Raw genomic sequence first — 18,296 nt, forward strand, 5'->3', positions numbered from 1 at the left:
GGCGGATTCTGGCAAAATGCACAACATGGAAAATTTCACATTGAGAAAGGCGCTCGCCACCGACGCGCCCGCCATCGCCGAGCTGATCGCCGACCTGCTGCCCTTCATGACGCTGGCGCCGGACGGCGCCGGCGCCGAGCAGTTCGTCGCCACCATGCGCGCCGAGGCGCTGGCCGGCTGCGTGCAGGACGCGCGCTTCCGCTACCAGCTCGGCTTTGTCGACGGCGCGCTGGTCGGCGCCGTCGCCGTGCGCGACAACGGGCACCTGTACCACCTGTTCGTCGCCCGCGCCTGGCACGGCCGGGGGCTGGGGCGGCGCCTGTGGCAGGCGGCGCGCGCCGCCGCCGAGGCCGCCGGCAACATCGACGGCTTCACCGTCAACTCCTCCCAATTCGCCCTGCCGATGTACCAGCGCTTCGGCTTCGTGCCGACCGGGCCGCGCACCGAGCACGCCGGCATCGCCTACACCCCGATGCGCCTGGATCCGGGCGGCCTGCCGGCCTAGGCGCGGCGCGGCCGCGCAACGCCCGTCCCGGCCGGGGCCGACCGCTGTCCTGCGCCAGCACGGGCGCAAACTGGCGTAGGCTTGCGCTTCGCCAACGCGTTCCCTTCGCCATTGCCTACGCTGTAGGGTCGAGTCCCGCTAGCCTTTTCGCTTCCCCCACTTTGCTTTTCCCACTTTGTCATACCCTCAGGAGTCCGCCATGCGCCATGTTCGCCTTGTTGCCTTGATCATTTCCCTTTGCGCGAGCGGCGCCGTCGCCGCTGCCGCCGCCGAGCCCGGCGGCGACGTCGGCAGCGAGGCGGCCTGCGCCGCCCTGCCGAGCCCGCAGGCGGCGCGCACGCCGCAGGAGCGCCAGGCGCTGGTGGTCTGCCGCGATATCGAGCTGGTGCGCCGTGTCGCCACCTTCATCCACCAGGGCTCGGCGCAGCTGGAGAAGGGCACGCCGTCGGACCGCGAGATCAGCGAGGTGGTGCGCAAGGAGCTGCTGGGCGTGCGCGACGACTTGCGCACCACGCGCGCCCTGTTGGAAAGCCTCAAGCTGCGCGACGGCGACGGCTTGCTGCTGACGCCGTCGCACTGGGTCCGCGACCTCAACGGCGACGGCCGCGTCGCCACCTGGGAGCGCAACTTCTTCGCCATCCCCAAGCGCCACGACGGGCCGTTGAAAGTCGGCCTGGCCTCCGACGACCCCAACTACTACCGCGACGAGTACCTGGCCGACGCCAGCTTCAAGGTCGACCAGTCGGACGTGACCTGGGCGCTGGGCTACCACTATTTCGCCGAGGCGCTGGTCGAGATGGTGCTGTCCTATTCGCTCGAGGGCGACAACTACAGCGCCGAGTCGATCGTGCTGGTCGACCCCGACGCCGCCAAGCGCGCCCACGCCCTGCTGGTGGCCGGCTTCAAGAGCACCGAGCGGCTGCGCCGTGCCCTGCTGGCGGAGAAGGACGACGCCGCCGAGTGGATCGCCAACCCGCGCCAGCGCAACAGCGTGTTCCCGCTGCACTTGGACGAGGGCGACTTCGCCGTCTGGGGCGAGGTGCTCAAACAGGTCATCCCTTTAATGGAAGGCAAGACCCTACTGGTGCCGGCAGCCAAGCAGGGCGGCTTGCTGGGCAGCCTGGCCGACCTTTGTCCGCCCGGCCAGGGCCTGAACGTGGTGCGTCTGTTCCAACAGCCGCCGCGCCGTTTGCTCAGCTGGAGCGGGGCGGAGCAGCAAGGTCGCATGTGCCAGCGGGTCGACGCAGGCCATCCCAAGTCGGCCCTGTTCGAGCTGCTGGCGAGCTACGAGCGGCGTGCCACCAATGACAGCATGGCGGGCATGCGCATGCTGCGCCAGTTGCTGTGGGTGAATTGATCGCTTAGCCACCACCTGCCGGCCCGTACCCCACTTGAAGACCGCGTGGCCGCAAGTCTTGCACCTCAGCACAACGGAGCCGCAATATGGATGCGTCATTGAGTTCAGGGCTGGATTTGTCAGAAAAACGTGCTATATTTTCTGACATGCGAACCATCATTCAAGCACCCGGCGAACCCCTCCCGGCAAAGCCAATTCCTGCGGAAAAGCCTGGCAGCGTGGATGCTGCCATCCGTTCCTTGCTGAGCGCGGCGGGTGCGGGGCGGGTGTTCAGCCCGGTGGATTTTGCGCACTTGGGAAGCCGGGCCGCTATCGACAAAGTATTGTCGCGGCTAACGGCCAGCGGAACGATCCGGCGCGTGGCACGGGGACTGTACGACGTCCCGCGTACGCATGCGACCATGGGGCGGCTGTTGCCGTCGACCGAGGAGATCGCCAGTGCAATTGCCAATCGGGGAAGCCTGCGGCTGCAGCCATCCGGCGCCTATGCCGCCAACCTGCTGGGCCTGACCGAACAGGTGCCGATTAAGCTGGCCTTTTTGACTGATGGCAACTCGCGCACCATCGCAATCGGTAGTCAGACCATCATTCTCAAGCACACAACGCCGCGCAACATGGCGACGGCCGGGCGTATCAGCGGCATGGCGATACAGGCGCTGCGTCATCTGGGACGTACCCATGTCGACGCGCAGGTCATCGCCGCGCTCAAGAGGAGGCTGACGCCAGAGGAAAGGGCGGTGTTGCAAAACGACGCGGCGCTGGCGCCGGCGTGGATCGCCGACATCATGCGCCACGTCGCGCAAGGCAATGGCTGATTCATGCGTGAATTTCTACGGCTATTATTCTAGAAGCCTGTAACCGACCATCGAGTGTCATGCGCCAGGTTTTTGCGGCACAAATAGTCCGGACGCGTCTTGTCGTCTATGCTCGGTTTGCTTTTGCCGCAACAGACTCGCGTCGAGGTGAGCGGCATCCCGATATTTCCATACTCCGGCACAAGGACTATGTGCCGGTCTAGTCATCGGACCACCTCAGCTTGTGCTTTGCGAATTTGATTGAATTCGTTATTTACTTAACTTGCTATCTTTCCTTCGATTGAAAAAAATATATGCGAGCATTGATCCAATAATTCCGGAAATACCAGAAACTATTTCAATTAATAAAGATTCTTCTGGATGGTAGCTATGATATGTGAAAATGGCCATTCCCGTGGCTACAATGCACGCAATAGTCACGAAAACATATTCTGTAGATTTTTTCATACTTAGCAGGCTTCGATAGTGACTATGTTTCATTGAAAAGGGGGGCGTCAGCACACGCCGTCGTATGCTGAGGTAGCGATTTATAGTTGCCTTAGACTATTTGCACAAGACTGTCCAACCTTCGCGCCAACAGCAAGGCCAGTAATTGATCCAAGTATCGCGCAGGCAGGTCTAGGGGCGGGAGACAGTAGGCACAGGCCACCAGCCGTGAGGCCCCCGGCTAAGCCCGCAAGGCTACCAAGTGCGGTGCAGGCCACTGTTGTAGCTGTGCTAGAAGCTGCCCCTCCAAAGACGGAAGCGATATCGCTCTCGTAACTGTCAAAAGTACAGTTCATGCTATCGTCCCTCATTCGAAGGCGACTGCCACCGGCGACAGAATTGATTTCATCGCTATTCATAAGTTTCATTATACTCTCCATGTGTTTGAAGTTGATATGCTGCGAATTTCCTGTGGATATAGAATCTGCGGTTGCTCTCTGTGGACTAAGGATGAATATTCCAATTAAAGAAATATAAATCTGCAGATCCTTGGTTGAGATAGTAGGCCTGTCATCTCTTGTTGATAAGCTCGATGTGTTATTGATCTGATGTTTATCAATAATTTCAATATTGAATTCTATTGCAAATTTTCAATTTATTTGACTTTGCCGCCTTGTGGTCGCCTCGAATAACCTGCCTTTTTCGATGTAAGGCAACGAACTAGCTACTGGAGCACCAGATCTTGACCATCAACACAGTGGGATAAGGCGGACGCCCGCCTTTGGCCCGCGACGGGCTGGGGGTGGCGGCATAGATACCGGCGGCCAGCGCCTCGAAGTCCATGTGCTTGCTCATACCAACGAGCGGATCGCCGATCTTTGTACGCCGATCTTCGCGCTCGTGCTCTGCAAACAGACTGATTCGGGGTTTCATCATCGCGGGTACTCGTTGCCTATGCTGGAATTTTTCCGAGTCAGGCGGGTGGTAGGTTTTTAGAGGCCACCTTGTGGTCTCACCTCCTCTCATGTCGAATAGTTCCCTCGAATTTTTTGGCGGCAAGGTAGTGCTGTAGGATGTGGATGGTGATGGATGGTGAGTTTGTCAGGCCGATTTCGGGAGCATAGTTTCCATGCGAATCCTGATTGCACAAATGTCGCCGCCAACCCCGCAAATATCGCTTGGCTCGGCGGCTTTTTTCTGTTTCTGCTGGAGGGTAACTTTACCTCGTGATTGGCTCTGCTCAGCTCTGGCCGGAACGCGGCTCGGCCGGGTGCTGGTAGTAGTCGTGCACCTGCGCCGACCAGGCCTGGTTGGCCATGTCGGGCCAGTGGGCCGGGTCGAAGCCGGGCGCGTTGGCGATGCGCTCGCGGTCGATGTTGAGGGTGAAGCGGCGGTTGGCGGCGTCCAGCGTCAGCGCCTCCCAGGGCACGGCGAACAGCTTGCCGCCCAGCGTCAGCAGGCCGCCGTGGGCCATGACGGCGTAGGCGATCTTGCCGTCGTGCATGTCGAGCATGATCTCCTTGATCAGTCCCAGGTGCTCGCCCTTGAGGTTGTGCACGTGGTCGCCGATCAGGCTGCCGGCGCCCATCAGGGCCGGTCCCGGTCCCTGCGGGCCGGCGTCGACGTAGACGCCGTCGGCGTCCAGGCTGTGGTAGCTCATGTTGTCCTCCCTTGTCGAAAATGCCATGTTGGCGCGCGGCGCCGGCGCGGTCGGTGCGCTGCGCCACATTGCCCCCGGATAGTTAATTCCGGACAGAAATAGATTAAGTTTCTGACTATTTTTCCACGCCCCGATAAGGGAATTTTACGCCCGTTAGCGGTTTTATCCCGGCGCAATGCTGAAGAATTAGCCGTTTTAGGATATAATTTCAATTTCCCGCACGTGCCGTTCGGCACCATCTGCAATGACCAAATTTGTCTTCGTCACCGGCGGCGTCGTGTCTTCCCTTGGTAAAGGGATTGCCGCCGCCTCTCTCGCCGCGATCCTCGAATCGCGCGGCCTCAAAGTCACCATGCTCAAGCTCGACCCGTATATCAACGTCGATCCTGGCACGATGAGCCCTATGCAGCACGGTGAAGTGTTCGTCACCGACGACGGGGCCGAAACCGACCTCGACCTCGGCCACTACGAGCGCTTCATCTCGACCCGCATGAAAAAGGTCAACAACTTCACCACCGGCCAGATCTACGAATCGGTGATCCGCAAGGAACGCCGCGGCGAGTACCTGGGCAAGACGGTACAGGTGATCCCGCACATCACCAACGAAATCCAGGACTACATCCGTCGCGGCGCCGAAGGCTACGACGTGGCCCTGTGCGAAATCGGCGGCACCGTCGGCGACATCGAGTCCTTGCCCTTCCTGGAGGCGGCACGCCAGCTGAGCCTGCGCGCCGGCCGCAAGAACACCGCCTTCGTCCACCTGACGCTGGTGCCCTTCATCGCCTCCGCGGGCGAGCTCAAGACCAAGCCGACCCAGCACTCGGTGCAGAAGCTGCGCGAGATCGGCATCTCGCCGAACGCGCTGCTGTGCCGCGCCGACCGGCCGATCCCGGACGACGAGCGCGCCAAGATCTCGCTGTTCTCCAACATCGAAGAGCACGCCGTGATCTCGGTGTGGGACGTCGACACCATCTACAAGGTGCCGCAGATGCTGCACGACCAGGGCCTGGACGCGATCATCTGCGAGGCGCTGGACCTGAACCCGGCGCCGGCCGACCTGTCGGTGTGGAGCCGCCTGATCTACACGCTCGAGCATCCGAAGTCGGAAGTGTCGATCGGCATGGTCGGCAAGTACGTCGACCTGACCGAGTCCTACAAGTCGCTCACCGAGGCGCTGCGCCACGCCGGCATCCACAACGAGAGCCGCGTCAACATCGAATACATCGACTCGGAAGAGCTCGAGACCATCGGTTGCGCCGGCCTGGCCAAGTTCGACGCCATCCTGGTGCCGGGCGGCTTCGGCAAGCGCGGCGTGGAAGGCAAGATCATGGCGGCCCAGTTCGCCCGCGAGAACAAGATCCCCTACCTGGGCATCTGCCTGGGCATGCAGGTCGCGCTGATCGAATACGCCCGCCACAAGGCCGGCCTGAGCAACGCCAACTCGACCGAGTTCGACCTCGACACCGACCAACCCGTCGTCGCCCTGATCGACGAATGGCAGGGCCAGGACGGCAAGGTCGAAAAGCGCGACGAGAACTCCGACATGGGCGGCACCATGCGCCTGGGCGCGCAGACCTGCGCCGTCAAGCCGGGCACGCTGGCCTCGGAGATCTACGGCGGCGTGGTGACCGAGCGTCACCGCCACCGCTACGAGGCCAACAACCACTACCTGCCGCGCGTCGAAGCGGCCGGCCTGGTGGTGGCGGCGCGCACCCCGACCGAGAACCTGTGCGAGATCATGGAACTGCCGCGCACCGGCGACAACGCCCACCCTTGGTACATGGGCGTGCAATACCACCCCGAGTTCAAGTCGACCCCGCGCGACGGCCACCCGCTGTTCACCTCCTTCATCAAGGCGGCGCTGGCGCACCAGTCGGCCAGCGGCAAGCCTGCGCTGCACGTGGTCGCCGACACCCCCTTGCAAGGAGACGCAGCATGAAATTGTGCGGATTTGACGTTGGCCTCGACCAGCCGTTCTTCCTGATCGCCGGCACCTGCGTGATCGAATCGCGCCAGATGGCCTTCGACACGGCCGGCGCGCTGAAGGAAATGACGGCCGAACTGGGCATCCCCTTCATCTACAAGTCCTCGTTCGACAAGGCCAATCGTTCCTCCGGTAGCACCTACCGTGGTCCGGGCATGGACAAGGGCTGGAGATCCTGGGCGACGTCAAGCGCGAGCTGGGCGTGCCGGTGCTGACCGACGTGCACACGATCGAAGAGATCGCCGCCGTCGCCTCGGTGGTCGACGTGCTGCAGACGCCGGCCTTCCTGTGCCGCCAGACCGATTTCATCATCGCCTGCGCCCAGTCGGGCAAGCCGGTCAACATCAAGAAGGGCCAGTTCCTGGCCCCCGGCGACATGAAGAACGTCATCGACAAGGCCCGCGCCGCCGCGCGCGACAAGGGTCTGCCGGAGGACGTCTTCATGGCCTGCGAGCGCGGTGTCTCGTTCGGCTACAACAACCTGGTGTCGGACATGCGTTCGCTCGCCATCATGCGCGAGACCGCCTGCCCGGTGGTGTTCGACGCCACCCACTCGGTGCAGCTGCCGGGCGGCCAGGGCACCTCGTCCGGCGGCCAGCGCGAGTTCGTGCCGGTGCTGGCGCGCGCCGCCGTGGCGGTCGGCGTTGCCGGCCTGTTCATGGAAACCCACCCGACGCCGGCCACCGCGCTGTCGGACGGCCCCAACGCCGTGCCGCTGGGCCGCATGAAGGAGTTGCTGTCGACCTTGATCGAGCTCGACCGCATCACCAAGAAGGCCGGCTTCCTGGAAGCCAGCTTCAACTAGTTTTTGCCCGTTCTACCAAATCCGGCGTGTCCCCACGCCGGATTTTGTTTGTCCTACCCCTGACCCGCAAGACGCGCAACAGACGCGGCGAGCGACTTCGTTTTTCACCCTTTGGAGAATGTTATGAGTGCTATTGTTGATATTATCGGCCGTGAAATCATTGACTCGCGCGGCAATCCGACCGTTGAATGCGACGTTCTGCTGGAATCGGGCGTGATGGGCCGCGCCGCCGTGCCGTCCGGCGCCTCGACCGGTTCGCGCGAAGCCATCGAGCTGCGCGACGGCGACATGAAGCGCTACTTCGGCAAGGGCGTGCTGCAAGCCTGCGAGAACATCAACACCGAAATCTCCGAAGCCATCATGGGCCTGGACGCCAACGAGCAAGCCTTCCTCGACCGCACCCTGATCGACCTGGACGGCACCGAGAACAAGGGCCGCCTGGGCGCCAACGCCATGCTGGCCGTGTCGATGGCCGTGGCCAAGGCCGCCGCCGAGGAAGCCGGCCTGCCGCTGTACCGCTACTTCGGCGGTTCGGGCGCGATGCAACTGCCGGTGCCGATGATGAACGTGATCAACGGCGGCGCCCACGCCGACAACAACCTGGACATCCAGGAATTCATGATCATCCCGGTCGGCGCGCCTTCCTTCAAGGAAGCCGTGCGTTACGGCGCCGAAGTGTTCCACACGCTGAAAAAGATCCTGCACAAGAAGGGCCTGAGCACGGCGGTGGGCGACGAGGGTGGTTTCGCGCCATCGCTGGCCAACCATGAAGAGGCGATCAAGCTGATCATCCAGGCGATCGAAGAAGCCGGCTACGAGCCGGGCACCCAGATCGCCCTGGGCCTGGACTGCGCCGCCTCCGAGTTCTACAAGGACGGCAAGTATGAACTGGAAGGCGAGGGTCTGAGCCTGACCGCCACCGAGTTCACCAACCTGCTGGCGACCTGGTGCGACAAGTACCCGATCATCTCGATCGAGGACGCGATGCACGAAGGCGACTGGGACGGCTGGGCGATCCTGACCAAGGAACTGGGCAAGAAGGTGCAACTGGTCGGCGACGACCTGTACGTCACCAACACCAAGATCCTCAAGGAAGGCATCTCGAAGGGCATCGCCAACTCGATCCTGATCAAGATCAACCAGATCGGCACCCTGACCGAGACCTTCGCCGCCATCGAAATGGCCAAGCGCGCCGGCTACACCGCCGTCATCTCGCACCGCTCGGGCGAGACCGAGGACTCGACCATCGCCGACATCGCCGTCGGCATGAACGCGCTGCAGATCAAGACCGGCTCGATGTCGCGTTCGGACCGCATGGCCAAGTACAACCAGCTGCTGCGCATCGAGGAAGACCTCGGCGACGTCGCCAGCTACCCAGGCCGTGACGCGTTCTACAACCTGAAGTAATGCTAAGATGCGGCCGGATTGATGTCCGGCCGCAGTTTTTCGGCCCGCCCGTCGGGCCATCTCCTTTTCCGCCATACCGATGCGCTTGATTACCCTCGCACTGGCAGCCCTGCTGCTGTTGATTCAGTACCCGCTCTGGCTGGGGAAGGGGGGCTGGCTGCGCGTCGCCGATTTCGAGGGCCAGGTTGACGTGGCCCACAAGAAGAACGCGGAGCTGATCGCCCGCAACGCCAAGCTCGATTCCGAAGTGCGCGACCTGAAGGACGGCACCGGCGCCGTCGAGGAACGCGCCCGCTACGAGCTGAGCATGATCAAACAGAACGAGATCTTCATCCAGATCGTCGGCAAGGGCCAGGCCGAGCCGGCCGTGCCGGCCGCCGCCGCCGCACCGGTCGACATCGCCCAGTAGGGCGCGTCCCGCGCTTGCGCCGCGCGCCACGGGCCACGGGCACCTCCCGCAATTCCTTCCCCAAAAAAATTCACGCTCTACAAGCGACAACGGCAAACCCTTGCCGGTTTGCCGTCGTTGTTGCTGCTGTCGCCGCTGTCGCGGCGTTGCGCCTCAGGCGGCCTTGCGCAAGGGCTTGCGCGGAGCGATCGCGTTGAGCGCGTCGAGCGGCTGGTACATGACCTTGCTGACGTCGCGCCCCAGGCGGTTGCCGCCGATGCCGCCGTCGCGGTAGTTGTAATCCAGCGCGATCTTCTGCTGCAGCTCCTCGGCGTAGCCCTCCGGATACTGCGCCTGCTCCTCGGCCGGCAGCTCGGAAAAGTGCGCCAACACTTCCTGGAAGAAGCAGGTGATCTTGCCGCTGCGGTTGTACTCGGCGTTCATGTCGGCCAGCATGCCGGCGCGCCAGAGTTCGTCCTGGCGGTGCGGGTCGATCTCGGCGGCGACGGCGGAATACAGGTTGGTGGGGTGCGTCATGGTGAGCTCCAAGTGTGGTTGCCACTGTGCAATATTGTAGATTACCATAAATTGCCTTGCGCGTAACGACATATTGCGGAAAAAATAACTCGGCTCATGTGCTATTCTTTCGGCCCGGCCCCTAATTAGAAAGAGCACCGAATGAATATGGACGATTTGGATGGCGAATACTTCGACCAATGCCGCAACCAGATGCTGGCCGAACAGAGCCAGTCGCTGGCCGACACCAGCAACTGGGCCCACGTGGACCGCAAGCAAACCCACGCCGACTGGGACAGCCTGTACCGCGAGATCGCGCCGCTGATCGACGACCTGCTGCCCGGCGACGACGCGGTGCAGGAGCTGATGGCGCGCCACTACGAGATCGCCAGCCGCTTCTACAAGCCGAGCCGCGAGGCCTACATCGGCATGGGCCTGTTCTACATGGACAACCAGGACATGCGCGACTTCCACAACGCCTACCATCCGAAGATGGCCGAGTTCCTCGGCGACGCGGTGTTCATCTACGCCCGCAACAGCATTTGAGGCGGCGGGGGCGCGCGCGGCTAGAACGGCCCCGAGTTGGGGCGGATGTCGACGTAGCGGTCCCTGTCGCGTTTGCAGCGGTGGAAGGGCCAGTCGCACGGCGCACAATCGGCGCACGTGCCCAGTGTCTCTCCCAGCGACAGTTCGCAGGTGGGAATCTCGCAGGGGAGGTCGCAGAAGCCGGCCTGCGGGCCGTGGCGCGGCGCCGCGCGCAGTGGCGCCACGACGCCCGACGCCTGTTGGGGCCGGTGGCTCCGGTGCTGCGCGCCGCAGGCGGCCATGCGCCGCCTGAGCAGGGCCAGGCCTGTGCCCAGGCCGAAGCGCTGGATGACCCGCTGGCCGTAGGCGGAGCAGCTGTCGCGGCCGGTGTGCACGCGGTAGGCGCAGGAAAACCCTTTTCTGGGCGACAGGTGGCGACGGTACAGCGCGATGGCGGCGAGGGCGATGCTTCTCATAGGCGGGTCGGAGGTTTGCATGGTTGTGCCGGCGCGGGTTTCGTGCGAGCATTAACTATTGATCAATCAAGGCAATTTGCCAATCTTTCACTATGCCCACCTTTTGCATATCGGTCAACGATATGGCGGGGGCGGCTGCGTTGCGGCGGCGCGGTGTCGATGGCTTTTCTGCCTGATTAGGCGCGCCGCATCATCGCCGGCGCCCTGCGGCGCGGCCGGCGATATCCTACGGCCCGCACATTTTCGCTTGTAAATGAGAATCATTATTGATAAGATGCGCTGTTGCCAGCCATCTTTGCCGCCCCACGTGTCCACGTTGTGCAAGAGCCAGCCGTTCCCCACTCTCACACTTGGACCACTATGGCTGCTACCCACCAAGGCGCCCGGCATTCGGCCGCGCATACCCTCGCGTTTTCCTCCTCCTGCCAGACCATTCGCCCGCGCCTGCTGGCCCTGGCCGTCCAGTCCGCACTGCTGAGTCTGCTCGGCGCGCCGCTGTCGCAGGCCCAGGCGCAGAGCTCCGCCCCGGCGGGCGCCCCCGCCGTGGCCCAAGCGCCGGCCGCCCCGGCCAAGGCCGGCGACGGCGCCAAGCCGCGCACCGCCGCCGAGCTGTCCGAGATCGTCGTCAAGGCCAAGGCCGACGAGGCCGCCAGCCGCGCCGGCACCAGCACCGTCATCGGCGCCAGGGAGCTGGGCGCGCGCAACGTCGCCGACATGGCCGACATGGCCCGCTACGCGCCGCTGATCAGCGTGCCGGGCGCGGCCAGCGGCTCGGGCAACATCTGGGACGGCGCCGGCAACACCAGCTTCAACATCCGCGGCGTCGAGGGCAACCGCATCAGCCTGGAGGTGGACGGCATCTCGCTGCCGGACGCCGCGCCCAAGCCGGACGGCACCACCCTGGCCGGCTTCGGCGTGGCGCGCGACTACTTCGACCCGCAAACCTTCCGCGAGGTGCGCATCGGCTCCGGCACCACGCCGGCCGGCGCCGGCGCGCCCGGCCTGGGCGGCTCGGTGCTGTTCGTCACCAAGTCGCCCGACGACTACCTGAGCGACAGCGTGAGCCGCTACGCCGACTACAGCTTCGGCTACAACTCGGCCAACGCCAGCAAGATGCACGCGCTGACCGGCGCCGCCCAGCTGGGGCCGCTGCGGGCGCTGGCCGTGCTGGTGCACCGCGACGGCGCGCAGGCCGACAGCAAGGGCAGCGTCAAGGTCAACCCGGACGACTGGCACTCCGACTCGCAGCTGATCAAGTTCAACTGGGCGCTGGCCACCGGCCACAAGCTCGGCTTCACCATCGACAACTTCGACACCAAGCACGCGCGCGCCTTCGACAACAAGCAGGGCGCCTCCTACCCGGACGGCGCCACGCAGGACTCGCACACCAAGCGCACCCGCTACAGCGTCGAGCACCAGTACACGCCGAGCGGCTTCGCCCTGTTCGACACGCTCGACAGCCGCCTCTACACGCAGGATTCCAAGGTCGAGGACCAGACCCGCGCGCGCTACGTCAGCCGTGGCCAGACGACGCTGCGCAACATAGAGACCGGCTTCTACAACAAGAGCGACGGCCTGGGCCTGGACGCCAGCAAACAGCTCAACGCCGCCGCGCTGCTGGCCTACGGCCTGAGCTGGGAGCAGCAGGACAGCCGCCGGCCGTGGCGCGAGGACAGCACCGTCGTCAGCACCGGCGCCCACCAGATCATGGTGAAGAACCGCATGGTCGACATGCGCACCGAGCGCCTGGCCGCCTATCTGCGCGGCGAGCTCAGCTTCAACCTCGGCGGCCACAGCGCCGTGCTGGCGCCCGGCCTGCGCGGCGAGCGGCGCAAGCTCAGCCCGAACAATCTGCAAGGCTACGTGGTGGCCCTGCCCGGCGCGGCCAAGGAGATCGGCGACGAGAGCGACTTCTTCCTCACACCCAGCCTGAGCCTGTCGGTCGAGCTGACGCCGAACTTCAACGCCTACGCCCAGTACAGCCGGGGCACCCGCCTGCCGACGGCGGCCGAGCGCAGCGGCACCTACGACTCGTTCAGCTACACCGGCAGCGGCGCCGGCTACGCCGTGCTGGGCAACGCCAACTTGAAAAAGGAGACCAGCAACGCCGTCGAGCTGGGCCTGAAGGGCGCGCCCGCCGCCGGCGTCGAGCTGAGCGCCGCGCTGTTCCACACCCGCTACGACAACTTCATCGAATACGCCGCGCAAGAGCCCGACCCGGTCAACTATCCGACGCTGACGTACGGCCTGTTCCGTCCCGAGAACGTCGGCCAGGCCAGCACCTGGGGCGGCGAAGTGTCGAGCCGCTTCGCGCTGGGCCGGTGGTCGGCGCCGCTGAAGGGCTACAGCCTGCTGGCGGCGGCCGGCATGCAGCGCAGCAGCGCGCGCAACACGCAGAGCGGCAAGCGCAGCGAGCTGGCCTCGACCCTGCCGTACAAGGCCAGCCTGAGCCTGGCCTACGACGACCCGGCGCTGCGCGGCGGCTTTTCGCTGAGCACGGTCCACGTGCGCGGCAAGCAGGCGCGCGAGGACGTGATCGGCGGCGTCAGCGCCGCGCGCTTCGCCATCCCCTCGTCGACGGTGCTGGACCTGGCGACCTATTGGAACCTCGGCAAGCACGCCAGCCTGCACGCCAGCGTCAACAACCTGAGCGACCGCAAGTATTGGGACTACGCCTCGTCGCGCGCGCTGCCGGCCGGCAGCAACGCGGCCACCCTGGCCGACATCGAACGCCAGGTGCGTCCGGGGCGCAATTACGCGCTCAACCTGAAAGTCATTTACTAAACCCCACCAATCGATTGGAGACGATATGAAACACCACCACCGCTATGCCCTCGCGCTGACCGGCGCCCTGCTACTGATCAGCGTGCAGGCCGGCGCCGCCAGCCTGAACGAACGCTGGGAGGCGCTGCGCGCCGAGCAGCCCAAGCTGCCGCTGCGCGATGCCGCCAAGACGCTCAAGGTGTCCGAGGCCGAGCTGCTCGTCGTCGGCCTGGGCAAGACCGTCACCCGCCTGAAGGAGGGCGACAACGTGCCGCGCGAAATCATGCGCCGCGCGCTGGACCTGGGCAAGGTGATGGCGCTGACGCGCAACGAGAACGGCGTGCTCGAGCGCACCGGCGTGGCCACCAAGCTCAAGCCGCAGGAGGAGATCACCGGCCTCGACGCCGACAAGGAAAAGGAGCGCGAGGCGCGCATGCGCAACATCGCCGGCGGCTACCTGGGCGGCGAGATCGACCTGCGCTTCACCTTCAAGCACTGGGCCTACACCTTCGCCGTGGTGCAACCGGGCCGCGACGGCGTGGTCTCGCGCAGCCTGCAGTTCTTCGACGAGCAGGGCAACGCCGCGCACAAGATCTTCGTCAAGAGCGAGGCCGGCAACGCCGTCTTCGACAAGCTGGTGGCCGACTTCCGCAATCCGGTGCAAAGCGCCACGCTGAAGCTGGCCGCCGCGCCCGTCAAGCCGGTCGAAAAGCCGGACAGCGCCATCGACGTCAAGGAGTTCCAGGCCGCCTGGGGCGAGCTGGGCGACGTGCACCAGTTCAACCGCCTGCTGACCGAGTTCGGCGTCTCGCGCGAGCAGGCCATGCGGCTGGCGCCGCCCGGCGCGGCGCAGCGCGTCACGCCGCAGGCGGTGCGCCAGTTGCTCGGCGAATCGGCCAAGCAGCAGCTCGACATCATGGCGTTTTTGGGCAACGAGTCGGTGATCCAGATCTTCAGCGGCAAGGTCAACAAGGTGATGGAGGCGGGCGGCTACTTCAACGTGCTCGACCCCGAGTTCAACCTGCACCTGCGCGACAGCGCCTTCGCCAGCGGCTGGGTGATCAAGCGCGCCGGCGTCACCTCGGTCGAGTTCTTCGACAAGAACGGCGAGCTGGTGGTCAGCTTCTTCGGCGTGCGCGAGCGCGCCAAGCCGCAGCCGCAAAGCTGGGTCGACATGACCGCCGCGCTGCCCAAGGCCGTCGCCATGCAGGCCCACGCCGCGAAGTAATCCCGCCGGCCTAAGCCCAAGCTCCCCCCGCTTGTTTTTGTGGGCGCGGAGAAGGATGGGATGTTGTTAGAATGATAGTGGTGACACACTCAACATTCGGAGGGCTAGTGGAAAAGATCGACCTGAAAAAGGATTGGAAGCAGTTGTACCAGCCGTCGGCCAAGGCGGTGGCGGAGGTGGATGTGCCGCCCCTTCACTATCTGATGGTCGACGGCCAGGGCGACCCCAACACCACGCCGGCCTATGCCGAGGCGGTCGAGGCGCTGTTCTCGGTGGCCTACACGGCCAAGTTCATGCTCAAAAAAGGACTGCGGCAGATCGATTACGCGGTCATGCCGCTGGAGGGGCTGTGGTGGGCCGACGATATGGCGGCCTTCGAGACGAACGACCGCAGCCAGTGGCACTGGACCATGATGATCCTGCAGCCGGACTTCGTCGGCGCCGACATCATCAATGCGGCCATGGCCGAGGTGCACAAGAAGAAAGCCTTGCCCGGCTTGGAGCGCCTGCGTTTCGAGAGTTTTACGGAGGGCCACTGCGCGCAGCTGCTGCACGTCGGCCCGTTCAGCGAGGAGAAGCCGAACATCGACCGCCTGCACGCCTACATCGACGAGCGCGGCGGCCGGCGCGGCAAGCACCACGAGATCTATCTGAGCGATATCCGCCGCGCCGCGCCGGACAAGTGGAGGACCATCATTCGCCACCCCATGCGGGCGGGCTAGCTTCAGCTGCCGATGGCGGCCCGGCCCAGCGCCGGGTCGTCGGTGAAGAAGCCGTCGATGCCGGTCGCCAGGTAGCGCTTGATCTCGGCGATCGAGCCGATCTCGTTGCGCGCGTTGTCGCCGCCGCCGTCGCGGAAGTCGGCCGCCAGGAAGCGGTTCTCCGGACGGAAGGTCCACGGCTCGACGCGCAGGCCGGCCTTGTGGGCGTCGTCGACCAGCGCGGTCGGCCGGCCCAGCTTGCCGTTCTTGTCGAGAGGGATCAGCGCGCGCGTCGGAGGGGCGACCACGTCGGCGTAGGTGGCGATCTCGCGCAGGCCGGCCGGCGTGCACATCTGCTCGAAGGTCAGCGTGCCGCCGGCGGCGGCCACGTCGCTCGGCCGCAGCGGGCCGCCGACCACCAGTTGCATCAGGCGCAGGTTGGCGCGGCGGCCCAGCTTGCCGCGCATGTATTTCAAGTTGGCCACCTCGAACGATTGGATCTCGACCGGGTTGCGCCGGGTGTACTCGTGCGCCGCCAGGCTGGCGAGGAAGCGGTCCTCCAGCGCCAGGCCGACGCCGGCGAAGTAGGTCGAGTGCTTGAGCTCGGGCACCAGGCCGATGGCGCGGCCCACGGTGGCGGACTCGGCCGCGACGAAGTCGATGATCTCCTCCCAGGTGGCGACCTGGAACATGCCGTTGTACCGGGCGCTGCCGGGACGCACCACCGGCAGGCGCTCGACGGCGCGCAGGGTCTTCAACTCGGCCAGGGTGAAGTCGTCGACGAACCAACCCTCGTGGGTCTCGCCGTCGATGGTCTTCTTGGCGCGGCGGCTGGCGAACTCGGCGCGGCCGGCGACGTCGGTGGTCTCGGTCAGGTTGGCCTCGTGGCGCGCCACCAGCACGCCGTCCTTGGTGCTGACCAGGTCCGGCTCGATGTAGTCGGCGCCGTCGGCGATGGCCTTGGCGTAGGAGGCCAGCGTGTGCTCGGGGCGCAGCGCGCTGGCGCCGCGGTGGCCGAACACCAGCGGCCGCGCGGCGGCGGACGCGGCCGAAGCCGCAGCCGAAGCCGCGGCCGGTGCGACCGCAGCCCTGGCGGCGGAGCCCGACGCGGCCGCCGCGAAGGCGCCCGGCGCCAGCAGCGCGGCGCCGCCGGCGACGGCTGCGGTGTGGATGAAACCGCGCCGCGACAAGCGGCCAGGCAGGATCAGTTTGCTCATCAGAAGTCCGCCGTGACGGTGAGGAAGCCCTGGCGCGGCGCGATAGGGAAGGTGTTGTAGGTCTTGTCGGCGGCGCCGACCACCACGTTCAGGCTGCCTTCGCGGTTCATCAGGTTGCTGACGTTGACGCGGTAGCGGGCGTTCTTGATGACGCCGCCGTTCATGAACGGCAGCTTGCCGGACACGCCCAGGCTGAGCAGGAAGTAGCTCGGCACGCCGAGGTCGTTGGTGTAGGTGGCGTAGCGCTTGCCGACGTAGTCGCCGATCAATTGGAACTCGGTGTCGGCGACGTTCAGCGTGGCGACGAACTTGTTCATCCATTCCGGGCTGCCCGGCACGTCCTTGCCTGCTGTGGGGACCACGCTCGCTCCGTTGCTGTAGTTGTCCGAGTATGTCGAGCGATTGTACGACAGCGCGTCGTAGAACGAGAACATGCGGCCGAAGTGCAGCGTGCCGGACAGGTCGATGCCGTCGGTCTTGACGCTACCGACGTTGGCCAGCACCGGGTTGCCGCCGATGATGGAGAGCAGCACCGGCGTCGGGCTGATCTGCAGAAGGCGGTCCTTGAAGTCGACGTGGTAGACGTTGACCTGTCCGTCGATGGCCGAGATCGGTCCCAGGTCGACCTGGTGGTTGGAGCGCAGGCCCAGCTCGTAGGTGACCGAGGTTTCCGGCTTGGCGGTGGCCTTGAACAGGTCGAAGGCCGGCTGGCTGGCCAGGCTCCACGGCGAGGCGCCGCCGCCGCCGTAGGTGACGAACTGGCGCATGTTCTTTTGCACGTTGACGAACATCTGGTCGTGCGCGGTGATGTCCCAGCGCGCGCCGAGCTGCGGCAGGAACCATTTCTTGGTGGTGATGTCGCCCACCGGCAAGGCCAGCGAGCCGTTGGCGATGGCGCCCTTGGCCGGCTGCACGGGGAACTTGCCCTCGGCGAATTGCAGGCTGGACTTCGAAGCCGGCCTGCAGCGACAGGTCGGGCCGCACGCGCCATTCGTCCTGCAGGTGGAACTGCACCACCTTGTTGTCGATCTCGCTGCCGTACTGGGTGATCAGCGGGTTGCTCGGACGCTCGTAAGGCGAGCTCGGCTTGTTGACGTCCAGCGCGTACCAGCGGCGGTAGGCCGACGAGCGGTTGCGTTCGAGCCAGACGCCGGTCTGCAGCTGGTGGTCGCCGATCTCGGTGCGCAGGGTCGACAGCAGGCCGCCGCGCTTGATCTCGTACTCGGTGGTGCGGGTGGCGTAGCCGGAGCCGCCGAACACCTGCTTCAGGTTCTGGTTCGGGTAGTAGACGCCGAACAGGGCCGGCAAACCGGCCACGCCGATCGGGCCGGCGACGACGCCGACGCCGTCGTCGTTGTGGTAGTAGATCTGGTTCGACCAGGTGGTCGATTCGCCCAGGTTGGCCTCGTACTTCAGGTAGCCCAGGTAGTCGGTGCGCTGCGCGTCGCTGTAGTAGTTGCGGTAGTTGTTGCCGTCGGCGGCAGGGGTGGCGCCGGTCGGCGACAAATACTTCAGCGCTGCGG

General features: G+C 65.0%; 16 protein-coding genes and 1 pseudogene. 11 read left to right on the forward strand and 6 right to left on the reverse strand.

All coding sequences use genetic code 11. The annotated features are described in order from the left end of the window. Positions 1 to 40 precede the first annotated feature (40 nt). From QC826_RS05915 to QC826_RS05925, 3 genes are all read left to right on the forward strand, one after another. A complete protein-coding gene (locus QC826_RS05915; protein WP_279764792.1) occupies positions 41 to 505 on the forward strand; it encodes a GNAT family N-acetyltransferase in 465 nt (154 codons plus the stop codon). Positions 506 to 704: 199 nt separating this feature from the next. Then, on the forward strand, positions 705 to 1,862 hold the full coding sequence (locus QC826_RS05920; RefSeq protein WP_279764793.1) for a hypothetical protein: 1,158 nt from the start codon (positions 705 to 707) through the stop codon (positions 1,860 to 1,862). A gap of 86 nt (positions 1,863 to 1,948) precedes the next feature. Continuing rightward, on the forward strand, positions 1,949 to 2,677 hold the full coding sequence (locus QC826_RS05925; RefSeq protein WP_279764794.1) for a DUF6088 family protein: 729 nt from the start codon (positions 1,949 to 1,951) through the stop codon (positions 2,675 to 2,677). A gap of 1,146 nt (positions 2,678 to 3,823) precedes the next feature. Here the strand turns inward: QC826_RS05925 and QC826_RS05930 are convergent. Further along, positions 3,824 to 4,039, reverse strand: coding sequence for a hypothetical protein (locus QC826_RS05930; RefSeq protein ID WP_279764795.1), 216 nt, complete (start codon positions 4,037 to 4,039; stop codon positions 3,824 to 3,826). A 304-nt stretch (positions 4,040 to 4,343) separates the two neighbouring features. Beyond that, positions 4,344 to 4,763, reverse strand: a complete 420-nt coding sequence (locus QC826_RS05935) for a PRC-barrel domain-containing protein (protein ID WP_279764796.1) — start codon at positions 4,761 to 4,763, stop codon at positions 4,344 to 4,346. 244 nt (positions 4,764 to 5,007) lie between these two features. Here QC826_RS05935 and QC826_RS05940 point away from each other — a divergent pair, with 244 nt between their 5' ends. From QC826_RS05940 to ftsB, 4 genes and pseudogenes are all read left to right on the forward strand, one after another. Continuing rightward, positions 5,008 to 6,702: a CTP synthase gene (locus QC826_RS05940; protein WP_279764797.1), complete on the forward strand. Its 1,695-nt coding sequence runs from the start codon at positions 5,008 to 5,010 to the stop codon at positions 6,700 to 6,702. After that, positions 6,699 to 7,552: pseudogene (gene kdsA / locus QC826_RS05945) on the forward strand (3-deoxy-8-phosphooctulonate synthase). The gene QC826_RS05940 and the pseudogene kdsA overlap by 4 nt, the downstream one beginning before the upstream one ends. Before the next feature lie 123 nt (positions 7,553 to 7,675). After that, positions 7,676 to 8,959 (forward strand): phosphopyruvate hydratase, encoded by a 1,284-nt coding sequence (gene eno, locus QC826_RS05950; protein WP_093387751.1) that lies wholly within the window; start codon positions 7,676 to 7,678, stop codon positions 8,957 to 8,959. A gap of 79 nt (positions 8,960 to 9,038) precedes the next feature. Next, the gene (gene ftsB / locus QC826_RS05955) at positions 9,039 to 9,368 is read left to right on the forward strand and encodes a cell division protein FtsB (protein WP_279764798.1); all 330 of its coding nucleotides are present in this window, start codon (positions 9,039 to 9,041) and stop codon (positions 9,366 to 9,368) included. A 153-nt stretch (positions 9,369 to 9,521) separates the two neighbouring features. On the opposite strand, the gene QC826_RS05960 is transcribed toward ftsB, so the two are convergent. Then, positions 9,522 to 9,884 carry a hypothetical protein gene (locus tag QC826_RS05960; protein ID WP_279764799.1) on the reverse strand — a complete coding sequence of 121 codons (363 nt, stop codon included), beginning with the start codon at positions 9,882 to 9,884 and terminating at the stop codon, positions 9,522 to 9,524. Between the two features lie 141 nt (positions 9,885 to 10,025). On the opposite strand from QC826_RS05960, the gene QC826_RS05965 reads away from it, so the two are divergent. Beyond that, positions 10,026 to 10,409, forward strand: coding sequence for a TipAS antibiotic-recognition domain-containing protein (locus QC826_RS05965; RefSeq protein ID WP_279764800.1), 384 nt, complete (start codon positions 10,026 to 10,028; stop codon positions 10,407 to 10,409). A 20-nt stretch (positions 10,410 to 10,429) separates the two neighbouring features. On the opposite strand, the gene yidD is transcribed toward QC826_RS05965, so the two are convergent. Then, a complete protein-coding gene (yidD, locus tag QC826_RS05970; protein ID WP_279764801.1) occupies positions 10,430 to 10,864 on the reverse strand; it encodes a membrane protein insertion efficiency factor YidD in 435 nt (144 codons plus the stop codon). A gap of 360 nt (positions 10,865 to 11,224) precedes the next feature. On the opposite strand from yidD, the gene QC826_RS05975 reads away from it, so the two are divergent. The 3 genes from QC826_RS05975 (at position 11,225) to QC826_RS05985 (ending at position 15,577) form a co-directional block, all read left to right on the forward strand. Next, complete coding sequence (locus QC826_RS05975) at positions 11,225 to 13,648, forward strand: TonB-dependent receptor domain-containing protein (protein ID WP_279764802.1); 2,424 nt, start codon at positions 11,225 to 11,227, stop codon at positions 13,646 to 13,648. A gap of 25 nt (positions 13,649 to 13,673) precedes the next feature. Next, entirely contained in the window at positions 13,674 to 14,855 is a 1,182-nt protein-coding gene (locus tag QC826_RS05980; RefSeq protein ID WP_279764803.1) for a hemin-degrading factor, read from the forward strand. A gap of 107 nt (positions 14,856 to 14,962) precedes the next feature. After that, positions 14,963 to 15,577, forward strand: a complete 615-nt coding sequence (locus tag QC826_RS05985) for a GyrI-like domain-containing protein (RefSeq protein WP_279764804.1) — start codon at positions 14,963 to 14,965, stop codon at positions 15,575 to 15,577. Between the two features lie 2 nt (positions 15,578 to 15,579). Here QC826_RS05985 and QC826_RS05990 read toward each other — a convergent pair whose 3' ends face one another. Together QC826_RS05990 and QC826_RS05995 are read right to left on the reverse strand one after the other, a co-directional pair. After that, positions 15,580 to 16,773, reverse strand: coding sequence for a glycerophosphodiester phosphodiesterase (locus QC826_RS05990; protein WP_279764805.1), 1,194 nt, complete (start codon positions 16,771 to 16,773; stop codon positions 15,580 to 15,582). Beyond that, positions 16,773 to 17,564 carry a TonB-dependent receptor domain-containing protein gene (locus QC826_RS05995; RefSeq protein WP_279764806.1) on the reverse strand — a complete coding sequence of 264 codons (792 nt, stop codon included), beginning with the start codon at positions 17,562 to 17,564 and terminating at the stop codon, positions 16,773 to 16,775. Before QC826_RS05995 ends, QC826_RS05990 begins: the two co-directional genes overlap by 1 nt. Positions 17,565 to 18,296 lie beyond the last annotated feature (732 nt).

The organism is Rugamonas sp. DEMB1, from assembly GCF_029834475.1.
Classification (GTDB): Bacteria; Pseudomonadota; Gammaproteobacteria; order Burkholderiales; family Burkholderiaceae_D; genus Rugamonas; species Rugamonas rubra.

Coding starts and splice junctions, on each gene's coding strand:
- QC826_RS05920 (WP_279764793.1), top strand. CDS start 705: ATGCGCCATGTTCGCCTTGTTGCCTTGATCATTTCCCTTTGCGCGAGC.
- QC826_RS05925 (WP_279764794.1), top strand. CDS start 1,949: ATGGATGCGTCATTGAGTTCAGGGCTGGATTTGTCAGAAAAACGTGCT.
- QC826_RS05930 (WP_279764795.1), bottom strand. CDS start 4,039: ATGATGAAACCCCGAATCAGTCTGTTTGCAGAGCACGAGCGCGAAGAT.
- QC826_RS05935 (WP_279764796.1), bottom strand. CDS start 4,763: ATGAGCTACCACAGCCTGGACGCCGACGGCGTCTACGTCGACGCCGGC.
- QC826_RS05940 (WP_279764797.1), top strand. CDS start 5,008: ATGACCAAATTTGTCTTCGTCACCGGCGGCGTCGTGTCTTCCCTTGGT.
- eno (WP_093387751.1), top strand. CDS start 7,676: ATGAGTGCTATTGTTGATATTATCGGCCGTGAAATCATTGACTCGCGC.
- ftsB (WP_279764798.1), top strand. CDS start 9,039: ATGCGCTTGATTACCCTCGCACTGGCAGCCCTGCTGCTGTTGATTCAG.
- QC826_RS05960 (WP_279764799.1), bottom strand. CDS start 9,884: ATGACGCACCCCACCAACCTGTATTCCGCCGTCGCCGCCGAGATCGAC.
- QC826_RS05965 (WP_279764800.1), top strand. CDS start 10,026: ATGAATATGGACGATTTGGATGGCGAATACTTCGACCAATGCCGCAAC.
- yidD (WP_279764801.1), bottom strand. CDS start 10,864: ATGAGAAGCATCGCCCTCGCCGCCATCGCGCTGTACCGTCGCCACCTG.
- QC826_RS05975 (WP_279764802.1), top strand. CDS start 11,225: ATGGCTGCTACCCACCAAGGCGCCCGGCATTCGGCCGCGCATACCCTC.
- QC826_RS05980 (WP_279764803.1), top strand. CDS start 13,674: ATGAAACACCACCACCGCTATGCCCTCGCGCTGACCGGCGCCCTGCTA.
- QC826_RS05990 (WP_279764805.1), bottom strand. CDS start 16,773: ATGAGCAAACTGATCCTGCCTGGCCGCTTGTCGCGGCGCGGTTTCATC.
- QC826_RS05995 (WP_279764806.1), bottom strand. CDS start 17,564: ATGTTCGTCAACGTGCAAAAGAACATGCGCCAGTTCGTCACCTACGGC.